This is a genomic window from Pantoea sp. WMus005, from assembly GCF_013415305.1.
GTDB lineage: Bacteria > Pseudomonadota > Gammaproteobacteria > Enterobacterales > Enterobacteriaceae > Pantoea > Pantoea rara.
Genome location: NZ_JACBXU010000006.1, coordinates 1 through 21,187, shown reverse-complemented (window position 1 = coordinate 21,187; position 21,187 = coordinate 1). Strand labels below are relative to the sequence as shown.

Here is a 21,187-nt window from a genome sequence, read left to right as displayed (position 1 = left end):
CGCCCCGTTTCAGATCAGGCGCTCTTGCGCAGCAGACCCTGTTTTTTCAGATAGATAAGCAGAATTGAGATGGCCGCCGGGGTAATGCCGGAAATACGTGTTGCCTGACCAATCGACGACGGCTTGTGATCGTTCAGCTTGGCGATCACCTCATTCGACAGCCCGTTTACCTGGCGGTAGTCGAGCTCCACCGGTAACAGCGTGTTCTCGTTACGCAGCTGGCGATCGATCTCTTCCTGCTGACGCGCAATATACCCTTCATATTTGACCTGGATCTCAACCTGCTCAGCGGCCTGCTCATCAGCCAGAGCCGGACCAAAGGCATCCAGCGTCATCAGCTTCAGATAAGTCAGCTCCGGACGGCGCAGCAGATCTTCACCGCTGGCTTCCTTAGTCAGCGGCGCGCTGAGAACCGTGTTCACTTCTGTCACATGCTCTGACTTCGGATGAACCCAGATATCGCGCAGGCGCTGACGCTCCAGTTCAATCGCTTCCAGTTTCTGATTGAAGCGTGCCCAGCGCGCATCATCCACCAGACCCAGCTCACGACCGGTTTCGGTCAGACGCAGGTCAGCGTTGTCTTCACGCAGCATCAGACGGTATTCAGCACGGGAGGTAAACATCCGGTACGGCTCTTTGGTGCCAAGAGTACAGAGATCATCAACCAGTACGCCGAGGTAAGCCTGGTCACGACGCGGTGCCCAGCCCTCTTTGTCGGCTGACTGACGGCCTGCATTCAGACCCGCCAGCATCCCCTGCGCAGCCGCTTCTTCGTAGCCGGTTGTGCCGTTGATCTGTCCGGCAAAGAACAGGCCGTGAATAAATTTACTCTCCAGCGTCGGTTTGAGATCGCGCGGATCGAAGAAGTCATATTCAATGGCATAACCCGGACGCACAATCTTCGCATTTTCCATACCCTGCATCGACCGGACGATCTGAATCTGCACGTCAAATGGCAGACTGGTCGAAATACCGTTCGGGTAGATCTCATTGCTGGTCAGCCCTTCCGGCTCCAGGAAGATCTGATGCGAGTTACGATCGGCAAAGCGCATGACTTTGTCTTCGATCGACGGGCAGTAGCGTGGGCCGATCCCTTCAATGATCCCGGCGTACATCGGGCTGCGATCCAGGTTATTGCGGATCACGTCATGGGTTTTCACATTGGTATGAGTGATCCAGCAAGGCACCTGCTGCGGATGCTGAGAGGCATTTCCCATAAAAGAGAATACCGGCATCGGGTTATCGCCGTGCTGTGGGCTGAGCACTGAAAAATCGATGGTGCGCGCATCGATACGCGGTGGCGTACCGGTCTTGAGGCGGTTTACCCTCAGCGGCAGCGCACGAAGTCGTTTTGCCAGCGGTATGGACGGGGGATCGCCAGCACGACCACCACTGTAGTTGTCCAGACCGATATGAATTTTGCCGTCAAGGAACGTACCGACGGTGAGGACCACGGTTTTGGCGCGGAACTTCAGACCCATCTGGGTAACGGCACCGACCACACGATCGTTTTCCACGATAAGATCGTCGACCGCCTGCTGGAAGATCATCAGATTGGGCTGGTTCTCCAGTGCTGTTCGCACTGCCTGCCGGTAGAGCACACGATCCGCCTGAGCACGGGTTGCCCGCACTGCCGGGCCTTTGCTGGCGTTTAGTATCCTAAACTGAATACCTGCCTTGTCAATCGCACTGGCCATCAGACCACCCAGGGCATCCACTTCCTTCACCAAATGTCCTTTGCCAATACCACCAATCGCAGGGTTACAGGACATTTGTCCAAGCGTATCAATGTTATGGGTGAGTAACAGGGTTTGCTGACCCATTCGGGCTGCCGCCATTGCGGCTTCGGTGCCCGCATGACCACCACCAATTACGATGACGTCAAAAGGATCCTGATAAAACATGAAGTGGTACCTCGGTTGATGAACTTGCAGGATCGTTGTCCTGGGGCGTGGATTCTACTCAAATTCCACCTGGGGTGAAAGTCGCGGGATCGTCCGGTTTTAAAAGAAAGGATCTTAGATCTGTATATGATCTTTCTGTTAGATCTCTTATTAGGATCCCGCTTTTCTGTGGATATGTGTCAGAAGCTTTTCATAAACAACAGGATAAAGAGGATCACTACCTGTTAGTGATCGGTGATCCTGATCCGTATAAGCTGGGATCAAAATGGCACGTTATCCACAGCTCAAAAATCATTCTATCGTTGTTATTGGGATAACTACCGGTTATACGCAGTAAAATAGGGTAGTTATCCACAAAATAAACGAGCGGAAAAGGATAAAATCAGCATCTTCCACTGGGGATCGTCACTATTTCGCGATCCCCAGCCCCTTTCAGATCGCCTTTTTCCAGCTTTCCAGCCAGGCTTCAGCCGGATCTTCAGGGATCTCATGCTCCAGTACGTCAATTTCCAGGCGATCGCTAATCTGACGGGCACCCTGAGCAATGAGCAGCGTTTCGATCTGGCGGATCGCGCCACAAAAGAGATCGTATTCATGATTGCCGAGTCCGATGGCACCAAACCGCACCTGAGAGAGATCGGGCTGGCTTTCTGTGATGGCTTCGAACAGCGGCAGCAGGTTGTCAGGAATATCACCAGCACCGTGAGTTGAACAGACCACCAGCCAGATACCCTCGTGCGGCACCTCATCCAGCTCTGGGCCATGCAGCACCTGAGTTGAGAAGCCCGCTTCCTGTAATTTTTCTTCGAGATGTTCAGCCACATACTCTGCGCTACCCAGAGTACTGCCACTGATTAAGGTAATATCGGCCATCTTGCTCTCCCGGACATTAAGGCGAGCATTGTACGCTGTGATCAAGCGGTGATCCACCTGTGGACAACAGGGTTAATAGATCAAGGGAGGCGAACGCAGCCGTTGTCAGCCGCCACATTCGTCAGGGATAAAATTATGCACAAGGCGGGAAGGATCAGGGCTTGATGGTACGCATGATCGGGTTTTGCAGCGAAATAAGGGTTTCTGTCGACTGGATTTCATCAATAGTCTGGATCTTGTTGATCAGCACCTGTTGCAGAGCGTCGATTGACCGGCACATTACTTTAATAAAGATGCTGTAGTGGCCGGTGGTGTACCAGGCCTCAACCACTTCATCCAGTGCATCCAGTTTGCTCAGCGCCGCCGGATAGTCACGCGCGCTCTTGAGGATAATGCCGATAAAACAGCAGACATCAAACCCCAGCTGGCGCGGATCGATATCAACCCGGGTGCCCAGGATAATGCCTGCCTGCTTCATCTTTTCCACACGCACATGAATGGTGCCGGGGCTGACATTAAACTGTTTTGCCAGCTCGGCGTAAGCGGTGCGCGCGTTATCCAGCAGGGCATTCAGAATGCCGCGATCCAGGTTATCGAGCTGCAGATGTTCGGCCATGGCCATCCTCGTTATTGGTCTGCTTAAGTAAACAAAGGTGAATGTGCAGCAAAATAACGGTTCAGGCAACTACCGGCAGCGACGGGCGTCGCTGCCGGTTCACTTAGCGTTTGCGCCAGACGGTGACCTGCGCCAGCGTGTGCTGGAACTTGCGGGCCGTTTCGCGGATCACAAACGGTTTATCCTGCGGCTCATCGACCAGGTCGAAGTCCGCCGCCAGCAGACGTTGCAGAGCCTGCAGCGTCGTCAGTGCTTCACCATTTTCACGCACGCCGCCCAGCCAGTTCTCTTTCGGCGTGAAATCTTCCAGCCAGGTATAAGGCGATGAGAGCAGCAGAATGCCGCCCTGACGCAGCATCGGCGTGACATCACGCAGGAAACGCGCAGGCTGGCGCAGACGATCGATCAGGTTAGAGGCAAGCACCAGGTCGTAACGGCCAGGCTGCGGCTTGAGGTTACAGGCGTCGCCCTGAACAAACTGAATCCGCTGCGCCAGTTCGCGCTCCAGCGCGAAATCTTTCAGGCGAACCTGACGATACTCAACCAGATCGCCTTCCTGCGGCAGCAGATAACGGAAGTCTTCGCCGCTGGCCAGCTGCAGCGCCACATCAATGAAGCGCGCCGAATAGTCCATCCCGGTAACGCGTTCAAAGTGGCGAGCCAGTTCAAAACTGGCGCGCCCGGTGGCACAGCCGATATCAAGTGCGTCGCCATGTGCAGTGGTGTAGTTCAGCGCCAGCTTCACCAGGCTTTCGGCATAGTTATCTACGCCGAAATAGCGCGGGCCATACTGGAAGTCGAGGTACTGCGACACCATCGCGTCTGATTCATACGGGTTCGGCGCCATCGTCTCCTGATGGCTGGAAACCACGTAGCGGAAACCGGCATGCTGGAAGAAGTGGCGGCGGAACGCATAGCGTGCAGATTTCAGCGCTTCGTTGCCGGTCGAGATCCAGCTGCCACCTTTGATCAGCGAATGTTTACCATCAAACGTCGGGGTAGAGAAATCATCGTAAAGCGGGTGAACTTTGAAGCCTTCAAAGCCATTGGTCGGCGTAGTCGTCCACTGCCAGACGTTACCGACGATATCGAAGAACTCGCCCTGAGCGAAGAGATCGACCGGCGACGAGGAAGCCCAGTACGCCAGGTTGATGTTGCCCGGCGCCCGATCCCAGTCGGGCTGATCGCCCGCGACCTGTTCGCGTAGCTGAGCCCACTCTGCTTCACAGGGGAGTTGAATGTTCATGCCAGTCTGATCTGCTTTCCAGCGACAGAAGGCTGCCGCTTCCAGCTGATTGACCTCGGCAGGCCAGTCCCACGGCATCGCGACTTCTTCACTCATCAGACGCAGTTTAAGCTGATCGGGCATCGCAGGTGTACCGACCCAGAAAGTGGGCATTTCTGCTTTGGCAAACTGACACCAGCCCCAGCCTTCATCATCCCACCAGCGGGCGTCCTGATAACCGCCCGCCTCAACGAACGCCAGAAATTCAGCGTTGCTGACCAACATTTTGCTCGCCTGGAATGGCTGCAGCTTCACCTGCTGGCGGCCATATTCGACATCCCAGCCGTAGGTATCGTCGGTTTTACCTAGTGTGATGGTACCGCCGGGCATGGGCAGCAGGGTATTGGCCGGCACAGCCTCGCGCTGGTGGCGTCCCATCGGGCATGCCGGCCATGCGGCTTGTGGTCTGACCCACTCGATCGGTAACTGGCGAAGCAGCACACTGGAGGTTTCCAGATGAATACGCTCATGTTCAATGCCCATCAGGATCACCCAAGCCGGGCTCTCCCAGCTGATCGGCAGCGTGATCGGAATGGTCTGGATCAGATCGCTGACGAGCGCTTTAACGCGTCCGCGGTATGCACGGACTTCTTCGATGGTGGGCCAGTCATAGTGACTGTCATTGAGATCGTCCCAGCTCATCTCATCCACACCAATCGCCATCATCGCTTCGATATGATCGTCAAGACGTGCGTCGATAAGGCGTCCGGCCATCAGCTTATTAATGTAGAAGGTGGCGGTGTGGCCAAAATAGAAAATTAATGGATGGCGCAGCGGAATGGCTTTAGTAAACCAGGCCTTTGAATCGGCCAGACAGGTGAACAGACTTTCATACTGTTCCCAGGTCTGATGAAAATAGGCCAGCAACTCGGCACGTTTTTGTTCAATGTTCTGGCCGGAGAGCAATAACGTCCGCGTTGGTGCAGGCAAATCGCGGTGAGGTTGAGCAAGCGTCACAGGAAGCTCCAGATTGCTGAGTAAGTGAAACGGTAATTTACTATAGCAAAGAAGCTTTTCTGTCAGATGACTTAACGGCGCCAGTGCCGCAACAGGCGGCTTTTCATGCCGGTATCGAAGCGCCAGATATGGTCGAAGATGCGCAGAATGCCTGGTTTCCCGTGGACCGACATGGCGACGGCATGAAAACGTTGCTGATTGTGTCGCTGGCGTTTTTTAATCGCCCCGATCACCTCTTCTGGCAGACGCTGGGCGATAAAATCGGAGACGATCACCGCATCAGCTTCCTGCCACAATGCGCCTTCCATCCGGGTTACAACGGAAGAGAGACAGGCGGCCAGATCGGTACCGCCGCGAAAACGCTGGCTCAGAAAGCGAATCGCCTGTTCCAGCCCGTCGTCACCGGTCAGCTCATAGCCAATCACTTCATGGGCAAACAGCATAATGTAGCAGCGACGGCGATCGGCCAGCGCGACCTTTAGCAATGCCAGACAAAACGCTTTGGCGCAGCGCTCATTGAAGCCACCCATCGAACCGGAGGTATCAACGCAGACGATGAATGGCCCGCGCGGCTGCTCTTCATGCTGCTGGTGGCTGGCCGGACGCATTGTCACCTTTTCATGCCAGGCATCGCCCTGCAGCTTGTAGGTCAGCAGCCGTTTCTCTACCAGCCGCCGGTAAAACTCCAGCTCCAGTTCGCTGATGCTTAGCGCAGCTAACTCCGGTGGCAGCAGACGCAGCACGTCATCGCTTTGATGAATACCGCTGACCTCTTCCGGCACGGACGCAGGCTCCTGCACCAACTGATGAAAAGCCTCCATCGGGGCATCGTGCGACGGCACCGATTTTGCCTCGCGGCTGCGACCCAGCTGTTGGGCCAGTTTCAGCAGCTCCGGCTGCTGCGCCAGAAAGTCGCCATATTGCAGCATTAACTGATAGTCGCCAGGCTGCAGTGACGCTTTGCTCATATCCCACAACCGGCCAGCGGCGGCTTCATCATCGTCGCCGAGAATGGGGATCAGTTGACCGCTCAGCGCCATGCGCTGCTGCAGTTCCGCCAGCAGGCGTTCGCGCTGCTGCTCCAGCAACTGCTGATTCAGCGTCAGGGTCTGTAAGGTCAGGCTCAGTCGCCAGCGCTGCAAAAAAAGCTGGTGCTGCGCGCTGCTGAGATGGCTGATATCGGTATGCTGCAGCAGCCGGTTAGCTTCATCAACAAAGGGGGACGGCAGGCTTTCAAGTGCCTGAAGTGTGGCATTCAGCTGGTGGCTGAATTCACGATCGCTGAGGAGTTGTACCCGCTGGAAAAGCTGAAACTCTTCGGCCAGTGTCGCGGGAACCGGCGTGGCTTTGAGGTCGGCATTGATCTCCGCTCGCCAGCGCGGCACATCGCGCAGCAGCGCTTTTTTCAGGCCGGGAAACTTTTCAAAAAACAGCGCCAGCTGTGGGGACGCCAGCAAGGCAATAATCAGCTCTTCAATCAGTTCGGTCTCACCCACTGAGAGCAGCGTACTGAGCGTCTCCACTGAGATCATTTACGCGCCTGTTTCAGCTGTTCCGCCACATCCTGCAGGCTGGTTTCCACCCGCGCCAGCCAGTCATCACTGATGAACAGGCAGCGCTGATGCTGACTGAACTGATGTCGCTGCGACCGCAGTTCACTCTCCAGTGCATCCAGCGCTTCGGTGATCTCACCGGGCAGCGGCTCGCTATTGCTGACGCCCGGCAGTGTCAGGCGCGACGATTGCAGGCTGACATCCCGGATAGCCAGGCAGTGCTGCGCATCGACCTGTAAATCCAGGCTCTGCGCAAAGCCAATCCCATTGAGCTTGCCGCGCACTTCGCCGCCTTTTTGCAGCCACTGATTCAGTGCATCACGCGCAATCACCAGATGGCTTACCTGCATATCATGCAGCATCAGCGGCTTTTGCAGCATCAGCGTCAGTTGCTCATCGGTAAAGCTTTCCGGCAGATCGTAATGGGGTTTGCGACTGAACATGCCGCTGTGTTTTTCCAGGGTGATCGCCTGCGCGATGCTCTGCTGTTGCTGCAGGGCCATACGGCGCGCTTTTATCTGATGCAGTTTTAGCAGCATCGGCTGCTGCTGCCAGGCGTGCTGCGTCATCAACTGATCGATTTCGCGTTCCAGTAATTGCATGGACGCGACGTCATGCCAGAGACAATCTTTCAGCAGAATCAGGTCAATCGGCGCAATCACGTTGCGCCCGCTGTAAAAGGCGCTGGCCTGCAGCAGATGAATCGCTTTCTTCCAGCGGCGATCGGAAATGTAAGGCGCGGCGGGCTGGCTCTCCAGCTGCTGACGCAGCTGATAAATCAGCTCAAACACTGCATCGGGCAGACTGACCTGACTGATGCCGAGCTGCCATTGCGCATACTCTTCATCGCTGATGCGCAAGGATTCCGCGACCGGATTAGTGTGCTCATCCTGCTGGTGGGTCAGCATGCTGCGAAAGTTCTGCTTCTCATGCACATTATCCAGCCACAGGCGGATCAGCATCCGGTCGTAGAGCGCTTCAAGGCCGCTATCCGCTTCCGGCAGTTCATTTGAGGCCGTGACCAGCAGCCGCATCGGGATGGTCTCTTCGCTATCGCCATTGCGGAAGCGGCGTTCGTTGATAGCCGTCAGCAGGGTATTCAGAATCGCCGGGCCGGCTTTCCAGATCTCATCCAGAAAAACAATCTCCGCGTCGGGGAGATACCCTCTGGTCAGACGCTGATAGCGCCCCTCATCCTTCAGCGCCTGGATGGAGAGTGGGCCAAACACCTCTTCCGGTGTTGAAAAACGCGTCATCAGATATTCAAAGGCGCGGGCGTGCTGAAAAGCATATTTGAGGCGGCGGGCAATCAGGCTCTTGGCAATGCCAGGTGGCCCCAGCAGGAACACGCTTTCGCCACTCAGCGCTGCAAGCAGGCAAAGACGAATGGCATGATGCCGCTCATACAATCCTTTTTCTAACGCGTTGCTAAGGCGAGAAATTCTTTCTGCCAAAAGATGGGGTTGAGCCATAATCACATCAATGTCCTTACGATCGTCGGGCCGCCGCGCTTAAGCAAGCGCTTTACTCTATAGATCATCATGCGTGAAAGCGTTGATAGCTGTCAGCTTTTTTGTTTCAGAAGGTTTGCCTGATTTTAAAACGACGCTAAATAACGCTTTATCGTCAGAAACGACCCCGTTACCCTGCCAGACAGGCGAAGCGGCTATAGGAATTTTTGGTAAACCGTGCATACTGTGCGCTTTTTGATGGCCTGAGCGAGAGGTTTTTGCGCCTCTTAGACTCCAACAAAAGATAACTCTATGAGCTCGGATAATAAGCAGTCACTTCGCGGATTAACGCTGGCCGCGATTGGTGTTGTTTACGGGGATATCGGCACCAGTCCGCTGTATACCCTGCGTGAATGTCTTTCAGGACAGTTCGGCTTCGGCGTTGAGCGGGAAGCGGTGTTTGGCTTTCTGTCGCTGATTTTCTGGCTGCTGGTGCTGGTGGTCTCACTGAAGTACATCAGTTATGTGATGCGCGCAGACAACGCCGGTGAAGGCGGAATACTGACATTGATGTCGCTGGCGGGCCGCCATACAGGTGCACGCGCTACGGCGGTGCTGGTGATCATGGGCCTGATTGGCGGCAGCTTCTTCTATGGGGAAGTGGTTATCACGCCGGCCATTTCGGTGATGTCAGCTATTGAAGGTCTGGAGATTGCCGCGCCGTCGCTGGATCCCTTTATTGTGCCCATGTCGATTGCGGTGCTGACGCTGCTGTTTGCGATTCAGAAACATGGCACCGGCATGGTGGGCAAACTCTTCGCACCGGTCATGCTGGTGTGGTTCCTGGTGCTGGCGATCCTTGGGGTCAACGGCATTATGAAAAACCCGGAAGTGCTGCATGCGCTGAATCCCGCCTATGCGGTCGAATTCTTCCTGCACTATAAATCCGTCTCCTTCTTTGCGCTTGGCGCGGTGGTGCTGGCGATTACCGGGGTTGAAGCGCTCTATGCCGATATGGGGCACTTCGGTAAAGTGCCGATTCGGCTGGCCTGGTTCTCGGTCGTGCTGCCGTCGCTGGTGCTGAACTACTTTGGTCAGGGCGCGCTGTTACTTAGCGATCCCAAATCAATTAAAAACCCCTTCTTCCTGCTGGCGCCAGACTGGGCGCTGATTCCTATGCTGATTCTGGCGACGCTGGCCACGGTTATCGCCTCGCAGGCGGTGATCTCTGGTGTCTTCTCGCTGACGCGTCAGGCGGTGCGACTGGGCTATCTGCCGGGGATGCGCATCATCCACACCTCTGAGCGCGAATCGGGCCAGATTTATATTCCGGTGATTAACTGGGTGCTCTACTTCGCGGTACTGATTGTGATTATCAGCTTTGAGCACTCAAGTAATCTGGCTGCAGCCTACGGTATTGCGGTGACCGGCACCATGGTGCTGACCGCAATGCTCTCCTGCACCGTGGCGGTTAAAAACTGGCACTGGAACAAACTGGCGGTGGCCGTCATTCTGGTATTAATGCTCTGCATCGACGTGCCGCTGTTTACCGCCAACCTGGTAAAAATCTTCTCCGGTGGCTGGTTGCCGCTCTGTCTCGGCCTGGTGATGTTTATCATTATGACGACGTGGAAAAGCGAGCGTTTTCGCCTGCTGCGCCGTATGCACGAACACGGCAACTCCCTGGAGGCAATGATTGCGTCACTGGAGAAATCGCCGCCGGTTCGCGTACCGGGCACGGCGGTCTATATGTCGCGTGCGCTGAATGTCATTCCGTTTGCCATGCTGCATAACCTTAAGCACAACAAAGTATTGCATGAGCGGGTTGTGCTACTGACGTTGCGAACGGAAGATGCGCCTTATGTGCACAACGTGCGTCGCGTCACTATTGAGCAGCTGTCGCCGACCTTCTGGCGCGTGGTGGCCAGCTACGGCTGGCGCGAAACGCCAAACGTCGAGGAGATTTTCCACCGCTGCGGGCTGGAAGGGCTTAACTGCCGCATGATGGAGACGTCGTTCTTTATGTCGCATGAGTCGCTGATCATCGGCAAACGTCCGTGGTATCTGCGCCTGCGCGGCAAACTCTTCCTGGCGCTGCAGCGCAATGCGCTCCGCGCGCCAGACCAGTTTGAGATCCCGCCAAACCGGGTGATCGAGCTGGGCACCCAGGTCGAGATTTGATCTGCAGCGCCCGCCTTACGGGGCGGGCGCTGACCAGTGCAGCATGACGCATAACCCGCCGCCGGATCGCTGACTGAAGGTGACCCGCATTCCGTGCAACTGGGCAATGTTGCGGACTATCGACAATCCCAGCCCGCTACCACTCTTCTCCTGACCTGGCGGTCGCCAGAAACGCTCACCGAGCCGTTGCAGATCCGCTGGACTCAGCCCCTCGCCGTTATCCTCCACCGACAGACTATTTGCCTGTAACCGCACATCGACTTCGCTGCCCGCAGGTGTATAGCGAATGGCGTTATCCAGCAGATTCCGCACCAGCAGTGACAGTAACAGCGGATGCCCCTGAATCTGCGGATCGGCCTCTGCATGCAGTCTCAGCGTCACGCCGGCTTTGTCCGCCAACGGCAGCTGTGCGGCGAGCATCTCCTGCACCGTGCGTTTCAGTGCCACCGGTTCGAAAGCGCTACGCGCATCGTCGGCTTCAACCCGCGAGAGCGTCAGCAACTGATCCACCAGCCGTGTTGCGCGGACAATCCCGGCATTCAGTTGCTGTAGCGCATGGGTTCGCATCACTTCATCATCCGCAGTCAGCTGGATCACTTCGCTTTGCACCTGCAGCGCCGCCAGCGGGCTGCGCAGCTCATGCGCGGCATCGGAGGTAAAGCGTCGTTCACGCTGCATCATGGCGCTGATGCGGCTGAACAGACCATTGAGCGCGACCATCAGCGGTTGAACCTCTTTTGGCACGCGGTCTGCCTGCAGCGGCGTATCATCATCCGGTGCGCGCTGTGCGAGCTGCTGTGCCAGCGTCTTCAGCGGCCGCAGTTCAGACCAGACCAGACCGATTAGCAACAGCAACATAAAGGGCAGCGCGATCAGCCAGGGCAGCACGCTGGCTTTCATCACATCCCGCGCCATGTCATCACGGTATTCCGACTCCTGACCCACCACCACCCGAAACTGCTTATCGGGTGTGGTCAGCCAGACAAATCGCCAGCGATCGTCATCATTGGTGAGCTGACCCTCATGAAATCCCTGATACTCCGCCTCAAACGGCAGATAACGACCATTATCGCCGTCATTCATCACCTGCCTGCCGTCACGCGTGAAGACAGCAAAGGCCAGTGCATCATCATCCTGTTCACCGCGATGGTGTCGCAGCATCTCTTTGGTTCTGGGCAGCGTGGTCTTGTCCAGCGAGGAGAAATCCAGCGTTAGCAGACGCTTGGCCAGCAGCATCTGCTGGGTATCAAAGAGCTCATCAAGAGTTTCACGCGTCTGATGCCAGGCACTCAGGCTGGCACTGGCCCAGCATATGCCGAGCAGCAGCACAAAACCGATGCCCAGCCGCAGAAACAGGCTCATTGATCGCATTCGGCGGCCCCCAGGATATAACCGACGCCGTGGAGTGTGCGGATAAACGTGCTGCCCAGCTTTTTACGCAGATGATGGATATGCACTTCCACCGCATTGCTGGAGACGTCGGCGTCCCAGCTGTAGAGCTTTTCTTCCAGCTGGCTACGCGTCAGCACCCGACCCGGGTTTCGCATAAAGAGTTCCAGTAGCGCCAGTTCACGGCTTTTCAACTCAATCGTCTCACCCTCGCGCATTACACTGTGGCTGCCGGGGGTCAGCACCACGTTACCGTGGCGCAGTTCGGGCTGCAGCTGACCGTGACGACGGCGAATTAGCGCCTGTAAGCGAGCGGCCACTTCGGTTAAGGCAAAGGGCTTACACAGATAGTCATCCGCGCCCATCTGCAGGCCTTCGACCCGCTGATCGAGCGCATCGCGGGCGGTCAGAATCAGTACCGGCACATCGTTGCCCTGTTGTCGCCACTGCCGCAGGATATCGAGTCCATCCCGCTCTGGCAGAGAGAGATCCAGAATGACTGCATCCCAGGGCGCAGCCTCCAGCGCGTTAAAGCCCGACTCACCCGACGTAAACCAGTCAACGCTGAAGCCCAGTTTGCTCAGCCCCGCTTTAATACCGTCGCCAATTAAGCGATCGTCTTCAATCAATAAAATACGCATCACGTCTCCCTGTTCCGATAGCGCTTTATACGAAGCAACTTCCCTACTGTACAGCTGATTTCGGCGAAAATAGCTTATTTTTACTGCTTAAGAAGCTGTTAAGAACTCTATGGTCAAATGGGCATATTCAAACCGAAAACACCACTGAGAAAGGGGTACACCATGAAAAAGCACGCTGCAATTCTGGCCGTCGTTATGCTGGCTTCCGCCCCGGTTTTCGCTGCACAGCAGGGCGGATTTGTTGATCCCAGCGCGCCAGCCGCACAGACGCAGTCAGCAACCGGTCAGGGCGGCTTCAGTGCCGATCACACCAGTGTGGTGACTGTGAAGCAGGCTGAAGAGATGAAAGATGACAGCTGGATCACGGTGCGCGGCAAGCTGGAGAAACAGATGGGCAAGGAAGATTATCTGTTCCGCGATCAGACCGGCACCATGAAAGTCGAGATTGACCACAAGCACTGGAACGGCCAGACCATCACGCCTAAAGATAACGTTGAGCTGACGGGTGAACTGGATAAAGATTTCAACAGCATTGAGATGGACGTTAAGCAGGTTAAGAAACTGCCTTAATCTTTTCCTTCAGGGCCGCATTCGCGGCCCTTTTTTCTGCCCGTTCCCCGCCTTAATGCAAATTTCCCCCCGCGTGAGCGAAACGTTTCGATGGCGATCACAGATTTCTGTTTTGCCCGTTGAGTTGATGGCGGCTTTTCATACACTCCCAGCAGCGAAACGTTTCGCTGTGGAGTGAAAAGATGAAAAAAGGTCGCCTGTTAAACGCTGAACTCTCTTATGTGATTGCCCGCCTGGGACACACGGATACGCTGACAATTGCTGATGCAGGCTTGCCCATTCCGGCAGGACCGCAGCGCATCGACTTAGCGCTCACGCCGGGTACGCCCGATTTTATGCAGGTGGTTAATGCTGTCGCACTGGAGATGCAGGTAGAGAGCGCCCTGATCGCGGAGGAGATTAAGCAGCATAATCCGCAACTTCATAGCGCACTGGTCGCCGTGCTCGAAGCCTTGCAACAGCACCAGGGGAATATCATCACCATCAGCTACACCAGTCATGAACAATTCAAACAACAAACGCAGCGTAGTCAGGCAGTCATTCGCAGCGGAGAGTGTTCTCCGTTTGCGAATGTCATCCTCAGCGCCGGTGTGACCTTCTGAGGCCGCTATGCAACCTTTACTGCAACTCGACGGCATTGAAAAATCCTTTCCGGGTGTAAAAGCCCTCAAGGGAGCGTCGCTGAATGTCCGGGCAGGACGCGTGATGGCGCTGGTGGGCGAGAACGGCGCAGGCAAGTCCACCATGATGAAAGTGCTGACCGGGATCTATCAATATGATGCCGGTACGCTGCGCTGGCTCGGCAAAGAGACCCGTTTCAGTGGACCGAAAGCGTCTCAGGAAGCGGGCATTGGCATCATCCATCAGGAACTGAACCTGATCCCTCAGTTAACCGTGGCGGAGAATATTTTTCTCGGTCGTGAATATGTGGGGCGTTTTGGCCGTATTCAGTGGCCGCGTATGTATGACGAAGCGGATGCGCTGCTTAAACGTCTTAATCTGCGCTTCAACAGCCACAAGCTGGTGGGGGATTTGTCGATTGGCGATCAGCAGATGGTCGAAATCGCCAAAGTCCTGAGTTTTGAGTCGCAGGTCATCATCATGGATGAACCGACCGATGCGTTGACCGATACCGAGACGCTGTCGCTGTTCCGGGTGATCAACGAACTGAAAGCGCAGGGCTGCGGCATCGTCTACATCTCGCATCGCATGAAAGAGATCTTTGAGATCTGCGATGACGTTACGGTGTTCCGCGACGGTCAGTTTATTGCTGAACGTCCGGTCAGCGAGCTGACCGAAGAGAGCCTGATTGAGATGATGGTCGGCCGTAAGCTGGAAGATCAATATCCTCATATTGATCAGGCGCCGGGCGACGTGCGGCTGAAAGTGGAGAACGTCAGCGGACCGGGCGTGGACAACGTCAGCTTCAGCCTGCGCAAAGGTGAAATCCTCGGCGTATCTGGTTTGATGGGCGCGGGCCGTACTGAACTGATGAAAGTGCTTTATGGCGCCTTGCCGCGTCGCGAAGGCAGCCTGTGGCTCAATGGTCGGGAAGTGGTGACACGTTCGCCGCAGGATGGACTGGCTAACGGCATTGTCTATATCTCCGAAGATCGTAAGCGCGATGGCCTGGTACTGGGTATGTCAGTGAAAGAGAACATGTCGCTGACGGCGCTGCGCTATTTCAGTCATGGCAGCGGCACGCTGAAACATGCGGCAGAGCAGCTGGCTGTAGGCGATTTTATCCGGCTGTTCAACGTTAAAACGCCTTCCATGGAGCAGCCAATTGGCCTGCTTTCGGGCGGTAACCAGCAGAAAGTGGCAATTGCCCGCGGTCTGATGACCCGGCCCAACGTGCTGATCCTGGACGAACCGACACGCGGTGTGGATGTCGGTGCGAAGAAAGAGATCTATCAACTGATTAACCAGTTTAAAGCCGAAGGGCTGAGCATCATCCTGGTCTCCTCGGAAATGCCGGAAGTACTGGGCATGAGCGATCGGATTCTGGTGATGCATGAAGGCCGTATCAGCGGCGAATTTACCCGAGAAGAAGCCACTCAGGAAAGCCTGATGGCAGCCGCCGTAGGCAAGCAACACAGCGAGGATTTAGTGGTATGACGACCCAAACTTTACCGGCCAGCCGTCGCTGGTTTAGCAAAAGCTGGCTACTGGAACAGAAGTCGCTGATTGCGCTGATGGTGCTGATCGCCGTGGTGGCAAGCCAGAGCCCGAACTTCTTTACTGTGGCGAACCTCTTCAACATTCTGCAGCAGACCTCGGTTAACGCCATTATGGCAGTCGGGATGACGCTGGTGATCCTGACCTCCGGTATCGACCTCTCTGTGGGGTCGTTGCTGGCCCTGACGGGCGCGGTCGGTGCATCGCTGGTGGGCATGGAAGTCAATGCCCTGGTTGCGGTGGCGGCTTCGCTGGCGCTGGGGGCGGCAATCGGTGCCCTGACCGGGACCATTGTGGCGCGCGGCAAGGTACAGGCGTTTATCGCTACGCTGGTCATGATGCTGCTGCTGCGCGGTGTCACCATGGTCTACACCGACGGCAGCCCGATTAACACCGGCTTCAGTGCCAATGCCGATCTGCTGGGCTGGTTTGGTATTGGTCGCCCGCTGGGTATCCCTGCGCCGGTCTGGCTGATGGCGCTGGTCTTTATCGCCGCCTGGTACATGCTGCAACACTCCCGCCTGGGCCGCTACATCTATGCGCTAGGCGGCAATGAAGCGGCAACGCGTCTCTCAGGCATTAATGTGAACCGCGTCAAAATCATCGTCTATTCACTGAGTGGCATGCTGGCAGCGCTGGCGGGCACCATTGAAGTAGCGCGCCTCTCTTCGGCACAGCCGACAGCGGGCACCGGCTATGAGCTGGATGCGATTGCTGCGGTCGTACTGGGTGGAACCAGCCTGGCAGGCGGCAAAGGCCGTATTTTCGGCACCCTGATTGGCGCGCTGATCCTCGGCTTCCTGAACAACGGCCTGAACCTGATGGGCGTCTCTTCGTACTACCAGATGATCGTTAAAGCGGTAGTCATCCTGCTGGCGGTGCTGGTGGATAATAAAAGCAGTAAATAACTCTGACCTTACACAGGATAACAAGATGAAAAAGTTAACCGCACTGGCCATGATCCTCGGCGCAACGCTCAGTACCAGCGCTATGGCAAAAGATACCATCGCGCTGGTGGTTTCAACCCTTAACAACCCGTTCTTTGTCTCCCTGAAAGAGGGTGCACAGAAAGAAGCCGATAAGCTGGGCTACAACCTGGTCGTGCTGGATTCACAGAACAACCCGGCGAAAGAGCTGGCGAACGTGCAGGATCTGACCGTTCGCGGCACTAAGCTGCTGCTGATCAACCCGACTGACTCTGATGCCGTAGGCAACGCAGTGAAGATGGCTAACCAGGCGAATATTCCGGTTATCACTCTGGATCGCATTGCTGCACAGGGCACCGTAGTCAGCCACGTCGCTTCTGATAACCGTTTCGGCGGTAAAATGGCCGGTGACTTCATCGCCAAAAAAGTCGGCGAAAACGCCAAAATTATTGAGCTGCAGGGCATTGCTGGTACCTCTGCTGCACGCGAACGTGGCGAAGGCTTCAAACAGGCCGCTGATGCGCATAAATTCCAGATCCTCGCCAGCCAGCCTGCGGACTTTGACCGTACTAAAGGTCTGAACGTCATGCAGAACCTGCTTCAGGCGCATCCGGATGTTCAGGCGGTATTCGCTCAGAACGACGAAATGGCACTGGGTGCACTACGTGCACTGCAGACCGCCGGAAAAACAGGTGTGATCGTGGTTGGTTTTGACGGCACTGCTGATGGCGTTAAAGCCGTAGAAGCTGGCAAACTGTCTGCGACCGTGGCACAGATGCCAGACAAAATTGGCATGATCGGCGTGGATACCGCTGATAAAGTGCTGAAGGGTGAAAAAGTGAAGGCGATCAATCCGGTCGACCTGAAGCTGGTCACTCAATAACTCAAAGAAAAGCAGGGCACCGCGCCACCCTCCCGGTGGCGCACTTATTCCGGACTCCCCTAATGAGCAAAAACGCAAAACTGGCCGTTCTTGGCAGTATCAACGCTGACCACATCCTTAATCTGGCGCACTTCCCTCGTCCCGGTGAAACGGTGATCGGGCAGAAGTATCAGATTGCGTTTGGCGGTAAAGGTGCAAATCAGGCAGTAGCCGCTGGTCGTGCGGGTGCCGATATCGCGTTTATCGCCTGTGTAGGCGCGGACGACATTGGCGAACGTATTCGTGAGCAGCTCACACAGGACAATATTGATACCTCGCCGGTCGAGGTCGTCGGGGGTGAGTCGACCGGTGTCGCAATGATTTTCGTCAACGGTGATGGTGAGAACAACATCGGCATCTACTCGGGTGCAAACGCGGCGTTAACACCCGATTGCGTAGCACGTCATCAGCAGGTTATCGCCGATGCCGATGTACTGTTAATGCAGCTGGAATCGCCACTGGAAAGCGTGCTGGCCGCCGCGACCTTCGCCCGGCAGCATCAGACGCAGGTTATTCTCAATCCGGCACCCGCTTCCTGTCTCTCCGATGAGCTGCTGGCGCTGATCGACATTATTACGCCGAATGAGACCGAAGCCGAGAGTCTGACCGGCATTGCGGTCAACAACGATGAAGATGCGGCTCGCGCTGCGGAAGTGCTGCATGCCAAAGGCATTGGCACGGTACTGATTACGCTCGGTCGTCGCGGTGTCTGGCTAAGCGAGCAGGGTGACGGTCAGCGCATTGCGGGCTTCAGCGTTAAAGCTATCGACACCATCGCGGCGGGTGACACTTTTAACGGTGCCTTTATTACCGCGCGACTGGAGCAGAAACCCATGTACGACGCGGTGCGATTTGCCCATGCCGCCGCCGCTATTGCCGTTACCCGCTCGGGTGCGCAGCCCTCCGTGCCGTGGCGCGCGGAGATCGATGATTTTTTGCAGCAACAGGGCTAAGCACTTGAGCACCATGAAAGATGTCGCTCGCCTGGCGGGCGTCTCTACCTCCACTGTCTCGCACGTGATCAATAACAATCGCTTTGTCAGTGAAGGCGTGCGGGAAAAAGTTGAGCAGGCCATCCGCCACCTTAACTACGCCCCTTCTGCGCTGGCGCGCAGTCTGAAGATCAATCAGACGCACACCATTGGTATGCTGCTGACCACCAGTAGTAACCCCTTTTATGCCGAAGTGGTGCGGGGCGTGGAGGAGAGCTGTTATCAGCGTGGCTACAGTCTGATTCTTTGTAACACGGCAGGTAATGAGGAGCGGATGAACCGCAGCCTGGAAACGCTGATGCAGAAGCGCGTCGATGGTTTGCTGATCATGTGTACTGAAAGTCACCTGCCCTCGGCAGACATTTTGAACCGTTATCCTTCTATACCTGCGGTGATGATGGACTGGGCTCCCTTTGAAGGCCGCGGTGACATTATTCAGGATAACGCGCTGCTGGGCGGAGAGCTGGCGACGCAGCATCTTATCGACAGCGGTTATACCCGCATCGCCTGTATCGCCGGTCCGCAGGATAAAACCCCGGCACGTATGCGTCTGGAAGGTTATCGCAACGCCATGACAAAAAGTGGCCTGGAGATTCTTCCCGGCTATGTAGTCAATGGGGACTTTGAATTTCAGGGGGGTTACAACGGGATGGTCGAGCTGCTGGCGCTGGAAACGCCGCCGGAAGCCGTATTCACCAGTAACGATGCGATGGCAGTCGGCGTTTATCACGCGCTCTATCAGGCCGGGATGCGGGTTCCGCAGCAGATGGCGGTCATGGGATATGACGATATTGAACTGGCGCGTTATCTCACTCCGCCACTGAGTACCATCCATCAGCCGAAAGATGCGCTGGGTGAACTGGCGATAGACACCTTAATTCATCGTCTCAGCGATCCCGACGCCAGCCAGCAAACGCTGGTGCTGACGCCGGAACTGGTGGTGCGGGGTTCGGTTTAGCGCTTCTTCTTGTCGCGATTACTAATCAGGTTACGTCCATCCCCGTTTTTCAGCAGCATAAAGGTCAGCGCAGAAAGTACGGTGACGATACCCATGGTCAGAAACGTAGCGTGGAACTGTGAAATGGTGCTGGTTTCAAACTCCTGATAGTAGCGCAGCACCGCAGCGCTCACGGCTACACCAAAACTGATCGCTAACTGCTGTGTCACGGCCAGCACGCTGTTACCCCCGCTGGCGTTATCATCATCCAGGTCGGCCAGAGTAATGGTATTCATGGCAGTGAACTGTGTAGACATGGCCATACCGAGAACAAATAGCGGAAGTAGTAGTACAAAGATACTTTCAGCGGGTGACTGCAGGGAGAAGCTGGCGATCAGAATACCAATAATAGCGGTAATGCCAATCAGCAGGCGGCGATAGCCCAGCCAGCGGAGCAGCTGTGTCACCGTGGACTTCGCCAGAATTGAACCCACAGCGATAGGTGCCATCATGCAGCCCGCGATAATCGCTGAATAGCCAAAGCCAACCTGCAACATGAGCGGCATCAAAAAGGGCACGCAACCGGTACCGAGACGAGAGGCAATGTTGCCGCCGATGCCAACGGAGAAAGTCCGGGTTTTAAACATCGGCAGGTTGATCAGTGGTGAAGGGTGATTTCGGGCATGCACTATATAGAGAAGTAAAAGCACAATTCCGCTGACTAATATCCCGCCAGCCAGCCAGGCGGAAACAATCCGCTCACCGAACAGTTCAATCCCAATCGAGATCATCACCAGTCCAGCTCCGAATAATATGAAGCCGAAAAAGTCGAAGCGGCGCTTGGGTGTGGTGAAGTCGGGCATATATTTGCGTGCGTAGATAATGCCGAGAATGCCAATCGGGATATTAATCAGGAAGATCCAGTGCCAGGTAGCGTAGGTGACCAGCACGCCGCCCAGCATCGGTCCCAGTATCGGGCCAACCAGTCCCGGCATAGTGACAAAGTTGAGCACCGGCAGCAGTTCACTGCGCGGATAGGCACGTAACAGTGCCAGCCGCGCGACCGGCATCATCATTGCGCCACCGACGCCCTGTACGATGCGCGACATGACGAGCACCGAAAGCGTCGGTGACAGCGCACAAGCCAGCGAACCCAGGGTAAACAGCGAAACCGCAATGATAAAGACTTTGCGCGTGCCGAAGCGATCGGCGAGCCAGCCGCTGACCGGAATCAACATCGCGACAGTCAGGGTGTAACTGATGACGGCGGATTGCATGGCCAGGGGAGAACGGTCGAGGCTGGTGGCGATAGCGGGTAAGGCAGTATTCAGTATCGTGGCGTCGAGTGACTGCATGAAAAAGGCCATTGCAGCTATCCATGGCAAACCAGCCATGCTGCGCGAGGATTTTATCATTGAGTGTCCTTCCTGGGTTATCCTGCGAGAAGAAGCAAAATAATAGCATCCGTAATTGGCAACGGCAGGCCTCTTTACTACGTTTAGTAGCCACTTTTGTGCGTTATTCGGCCATGAAACGTCTCTTTTTAAGCCGTTCGTTTAAAAAAGATGCGCTCAGTAAATTAATTCGAAGAAACACTTGTCAGGCTGAGGAAACTCCCTATAATGCGCCTCCATCAACACGGAACACCGGCAACGGGAAACGGGCTGAGAGGCGCAGGAGACTGGGCCGCCGGAGAAAAACTTCTGAGAAAGAGGTTGACTCTGCAGGAGGAAAGCGTAATATACGCCACCTCGCGACAGGACGCTAACGCACTGTTCGCACTGCTCTTTAACAATTTATCAGACAATCTGT

Annotated in this window: 17 protein-coding genes; 8 read left to right on the top strand and 9 right to left on the bottom strand. The window is 55.8% G+C overall.

The genetic code is table 11. The features are described from left to right. Positions 1-14: 14 nt before the first annotated feature. The 6 genes from mnmG to ravA form a co-directional block, all read right to left on the bottom strand. Positions 15-1,904: a tRNA uridine-5-carboxymethylaminomethyl(34) synthesis enzyme MnmG gene (gene mnmG / locus HZZ01_RS18365; RefSeq protein ID WP_179898909.1), complete on the bottom strand. Its 1,890-nt coding sequence runs from the start codon at positions 1,902-1,904 to the stop codon at positions 15-17. Positions 1,905-2,336: 432 nt separating this feature from the next. Beyond that, entirely contained in the window at positions 2,337-2,777 is a 441-nt protein-coding gene (gene mioC, locus HZZ01_RS18360) for an FMN-binding protein MioC (protein WP_179898908.1), read from the bottom strand. Between the two features lie 154 nt (positions 2,778-2,931). Beyond that, on the bottom strand, positions 2,932-3,393 hold the full coding sequence (gene asnC, locus HZZ01_RS18355; RefSeq protein ID WP_003849496.1) for a transcriptional regulator AsnC: 462 nt from the start codon (positions 3,391-3,393) through the stop codon (positions 2,932-2,934). A 103-nt stretch (positions 3,394-3,496) separates the two neighbouring features. Next, positions 3,497-5,635 carry a 5-histidylcysteine sulfoxide synthase gene (gene ovoA / locus HZZ01_RS18350; protein WP_179898907.1) on the bottom strand — a complete coding sequence of 713 codons (2,139 nt, stop codon included), beginning with the start codon at positions 5,633-5,635 and terminating at the stop codon, positions 3,497-3,499. A gap of 71 nt (positions 5,636-5,706) precedes the next feature. Further along, positions 5,707-7,167, bottom strand: a complete 1,461-nt coding sequence (viaA, locus tag HZZ01_RS18345) for an ATPase RavA stimulator ViaA (RefSeq protein ID WP_179898906.1) — start codon at positions 7,165-7,167, stop codon at positions 5,707-5,709. Next, complete coding sequence (gene ravA, locus HZZ01_RS18340; protein ID WP_179898905.1) at positions 7,164-8,660, bottom strand: ATPase RavA; 1,497 nt, start codon at positions 8,658-8,660, stop codon at positions 7,164-7,166. The genes viaA and ravA overlap by 4 nt, the downstream gene beginning before the upstream one ends. Before the next feature lie 291 nt (positions 8,661-8,951). On the opposite strand from ravA, the gene kup reads away from it, so the two are divergent. Further along, positions 8,952-10,820, top strand: a complete 1,869-nt coding sequence (gene kup / locus HZZ01_RS18335; RefSeq protein WP_179898904.1) for a low affinity potassium transporter Kup — start codon at positions 8,952-8,954, stop codon at positions 10,818-10,820. A gap of 15 nt (positions 10,821-10,835) precedes the next feature. Here the strand turns inward: kup and qseC are convergent, their stop codons facing one another. Beyond that, positions 10,836-12,191: a quorum sensing histidine kinase QseC gene (gene qseC / locus HZZ01_RS18330; RefSeq protein WP_179898903.1), complete on the bottom strand. Its 1,356-nt coding sequence runs from the start codon at positions 12,189-12,191 to the stop codon at positions 10,836-10,838. Next, positions 12,179-12,850 carry a quorum sensing response regulator transcription factor QseB gene (gene qseB, locus HZZ01_RS18325; RefSeq protein WP_179898902.1) on the bottom strand — a complete coding sequence of 224 codons (672 nt, stop codon included), beginning with the start codon at positions 12,848-12,850 and terminating at the stop codon, positions 12,179-12,181. The genes qseC and qseB overlap by 13 nt, the downstream gene beginning before the upstream one ends. A 162-nt stretch (positions 12,851-13,012) precedes the next feature. On the opposite strand from qseB, the gene HZZ01_RS18320 reads away from it, so the two are divergent. From HZZ01_RS18320 to rbsR, 7 genes are all read left to right on the top strand, one after another. Further along, on the top strand, positions 13,013-13,420 hold the full coding sequence (locus HZZ01_RS18320) for a YgiW/YdeI family stress tolerance OB fold protein (protein ID WP_179898901.1): 408 nt from the start codon (positions 13,013-13,015) through the stop codon (positions 13,418-13,420). Positions 13,421-13,602: 182 nt separating this feature from the next. Beyond that, on the top strand, positions 13,603-14,022 hold the full coding sequence (rbsD, locus tag HZZ01_RS18315; protein WP_033780802.1) for a D-ribose pyranase: 420 nt from the start codon (positions 13,603-13,605) through the stop codon (positions 14,020-14,022). A gap of 7 nt (positions 14,023-14,029) precedes the next feature. Beyond that, the gene (rbsA, locus tag HZZ01_RS18310; protein ID WP_179898900.1) at positions 14,030-15,538 is read left to right on the top strand and encodes a ribose ABC transporter ATP-binding protein RbsA; all 1,509 of its coding nucleotides are present in this window, start codon (positions 14,030-14,032) and stop codon (positions 15,536-15,538) included. Beyond that, entirely contained in the window at positions 15,535-16,506 is a 972-nt protein-coding gene (gene rbsC, locus HZZ01_RS18305) for a ribose ABC transporter permease (protein ID WP_179898899.1), read from the top strand. Before rbsA ends, rbsC begins: the two co-directional genes overlap by 4 nt. Positions 16,507-16,531: 25 nt before the next feature. Continuing rightward, positions 16,532-17,407 carry a ribose ABC transporter substrate-binding protein RbsB gene (gene rbsB, locus HZZ01_RS18300; RefSeq protein ID WP_179898898.1) on the top strand — a complete coding sequence of 292 codons (876 nt, stop codon included), beginning with the start codon at positions 16,532-16,534 and terminating at the stop codon, positions 17,405-17,407. A 62-nt stretch (positions 17,408-17,469) separates the two neighbouring features. Next, complete coding sequence (rbsK, locus tag HZZ01_RS18295; RefSeq protein WP_179898897.1) at positions 17,470-18,399, top strand: ribokinase; 930 nt, start codon at positions 17,470-17,472, stop codon at positions 18,397-18,399. Between the two features lie 13 nt (positions 18,400-18,412). Then, a complete protein-coding gene (gene rbsR / locus HZZ01_RS18290) occupies positions 18,413-19,396 on the top strand; it encodes a ribose operon transcriptional repressor RbsR (protein ID WP_179899054.1) in 984 nt (327 codons plus the stop codon). Here the strand turns inward: rbsR and mdtD are convergent. Then, the gene (gene mdtD / locus HZZ01_RS18285) at positions 19,393-20,790 is read right to left on the bottom strand and encodes a multidrug transporter subunit MdtD (RefSeq protein WP_179898896.1); all 1,398 of its coding nucleotides are present in this window, start codon (positions 20,788-20,790) and stop codon (positions 19,393-19,395) included. The genes rbsR and mdtD overlap by 4 nt on opposite strands. Positions 20,791-21,187: the final 397 nt, after the last annotated feature.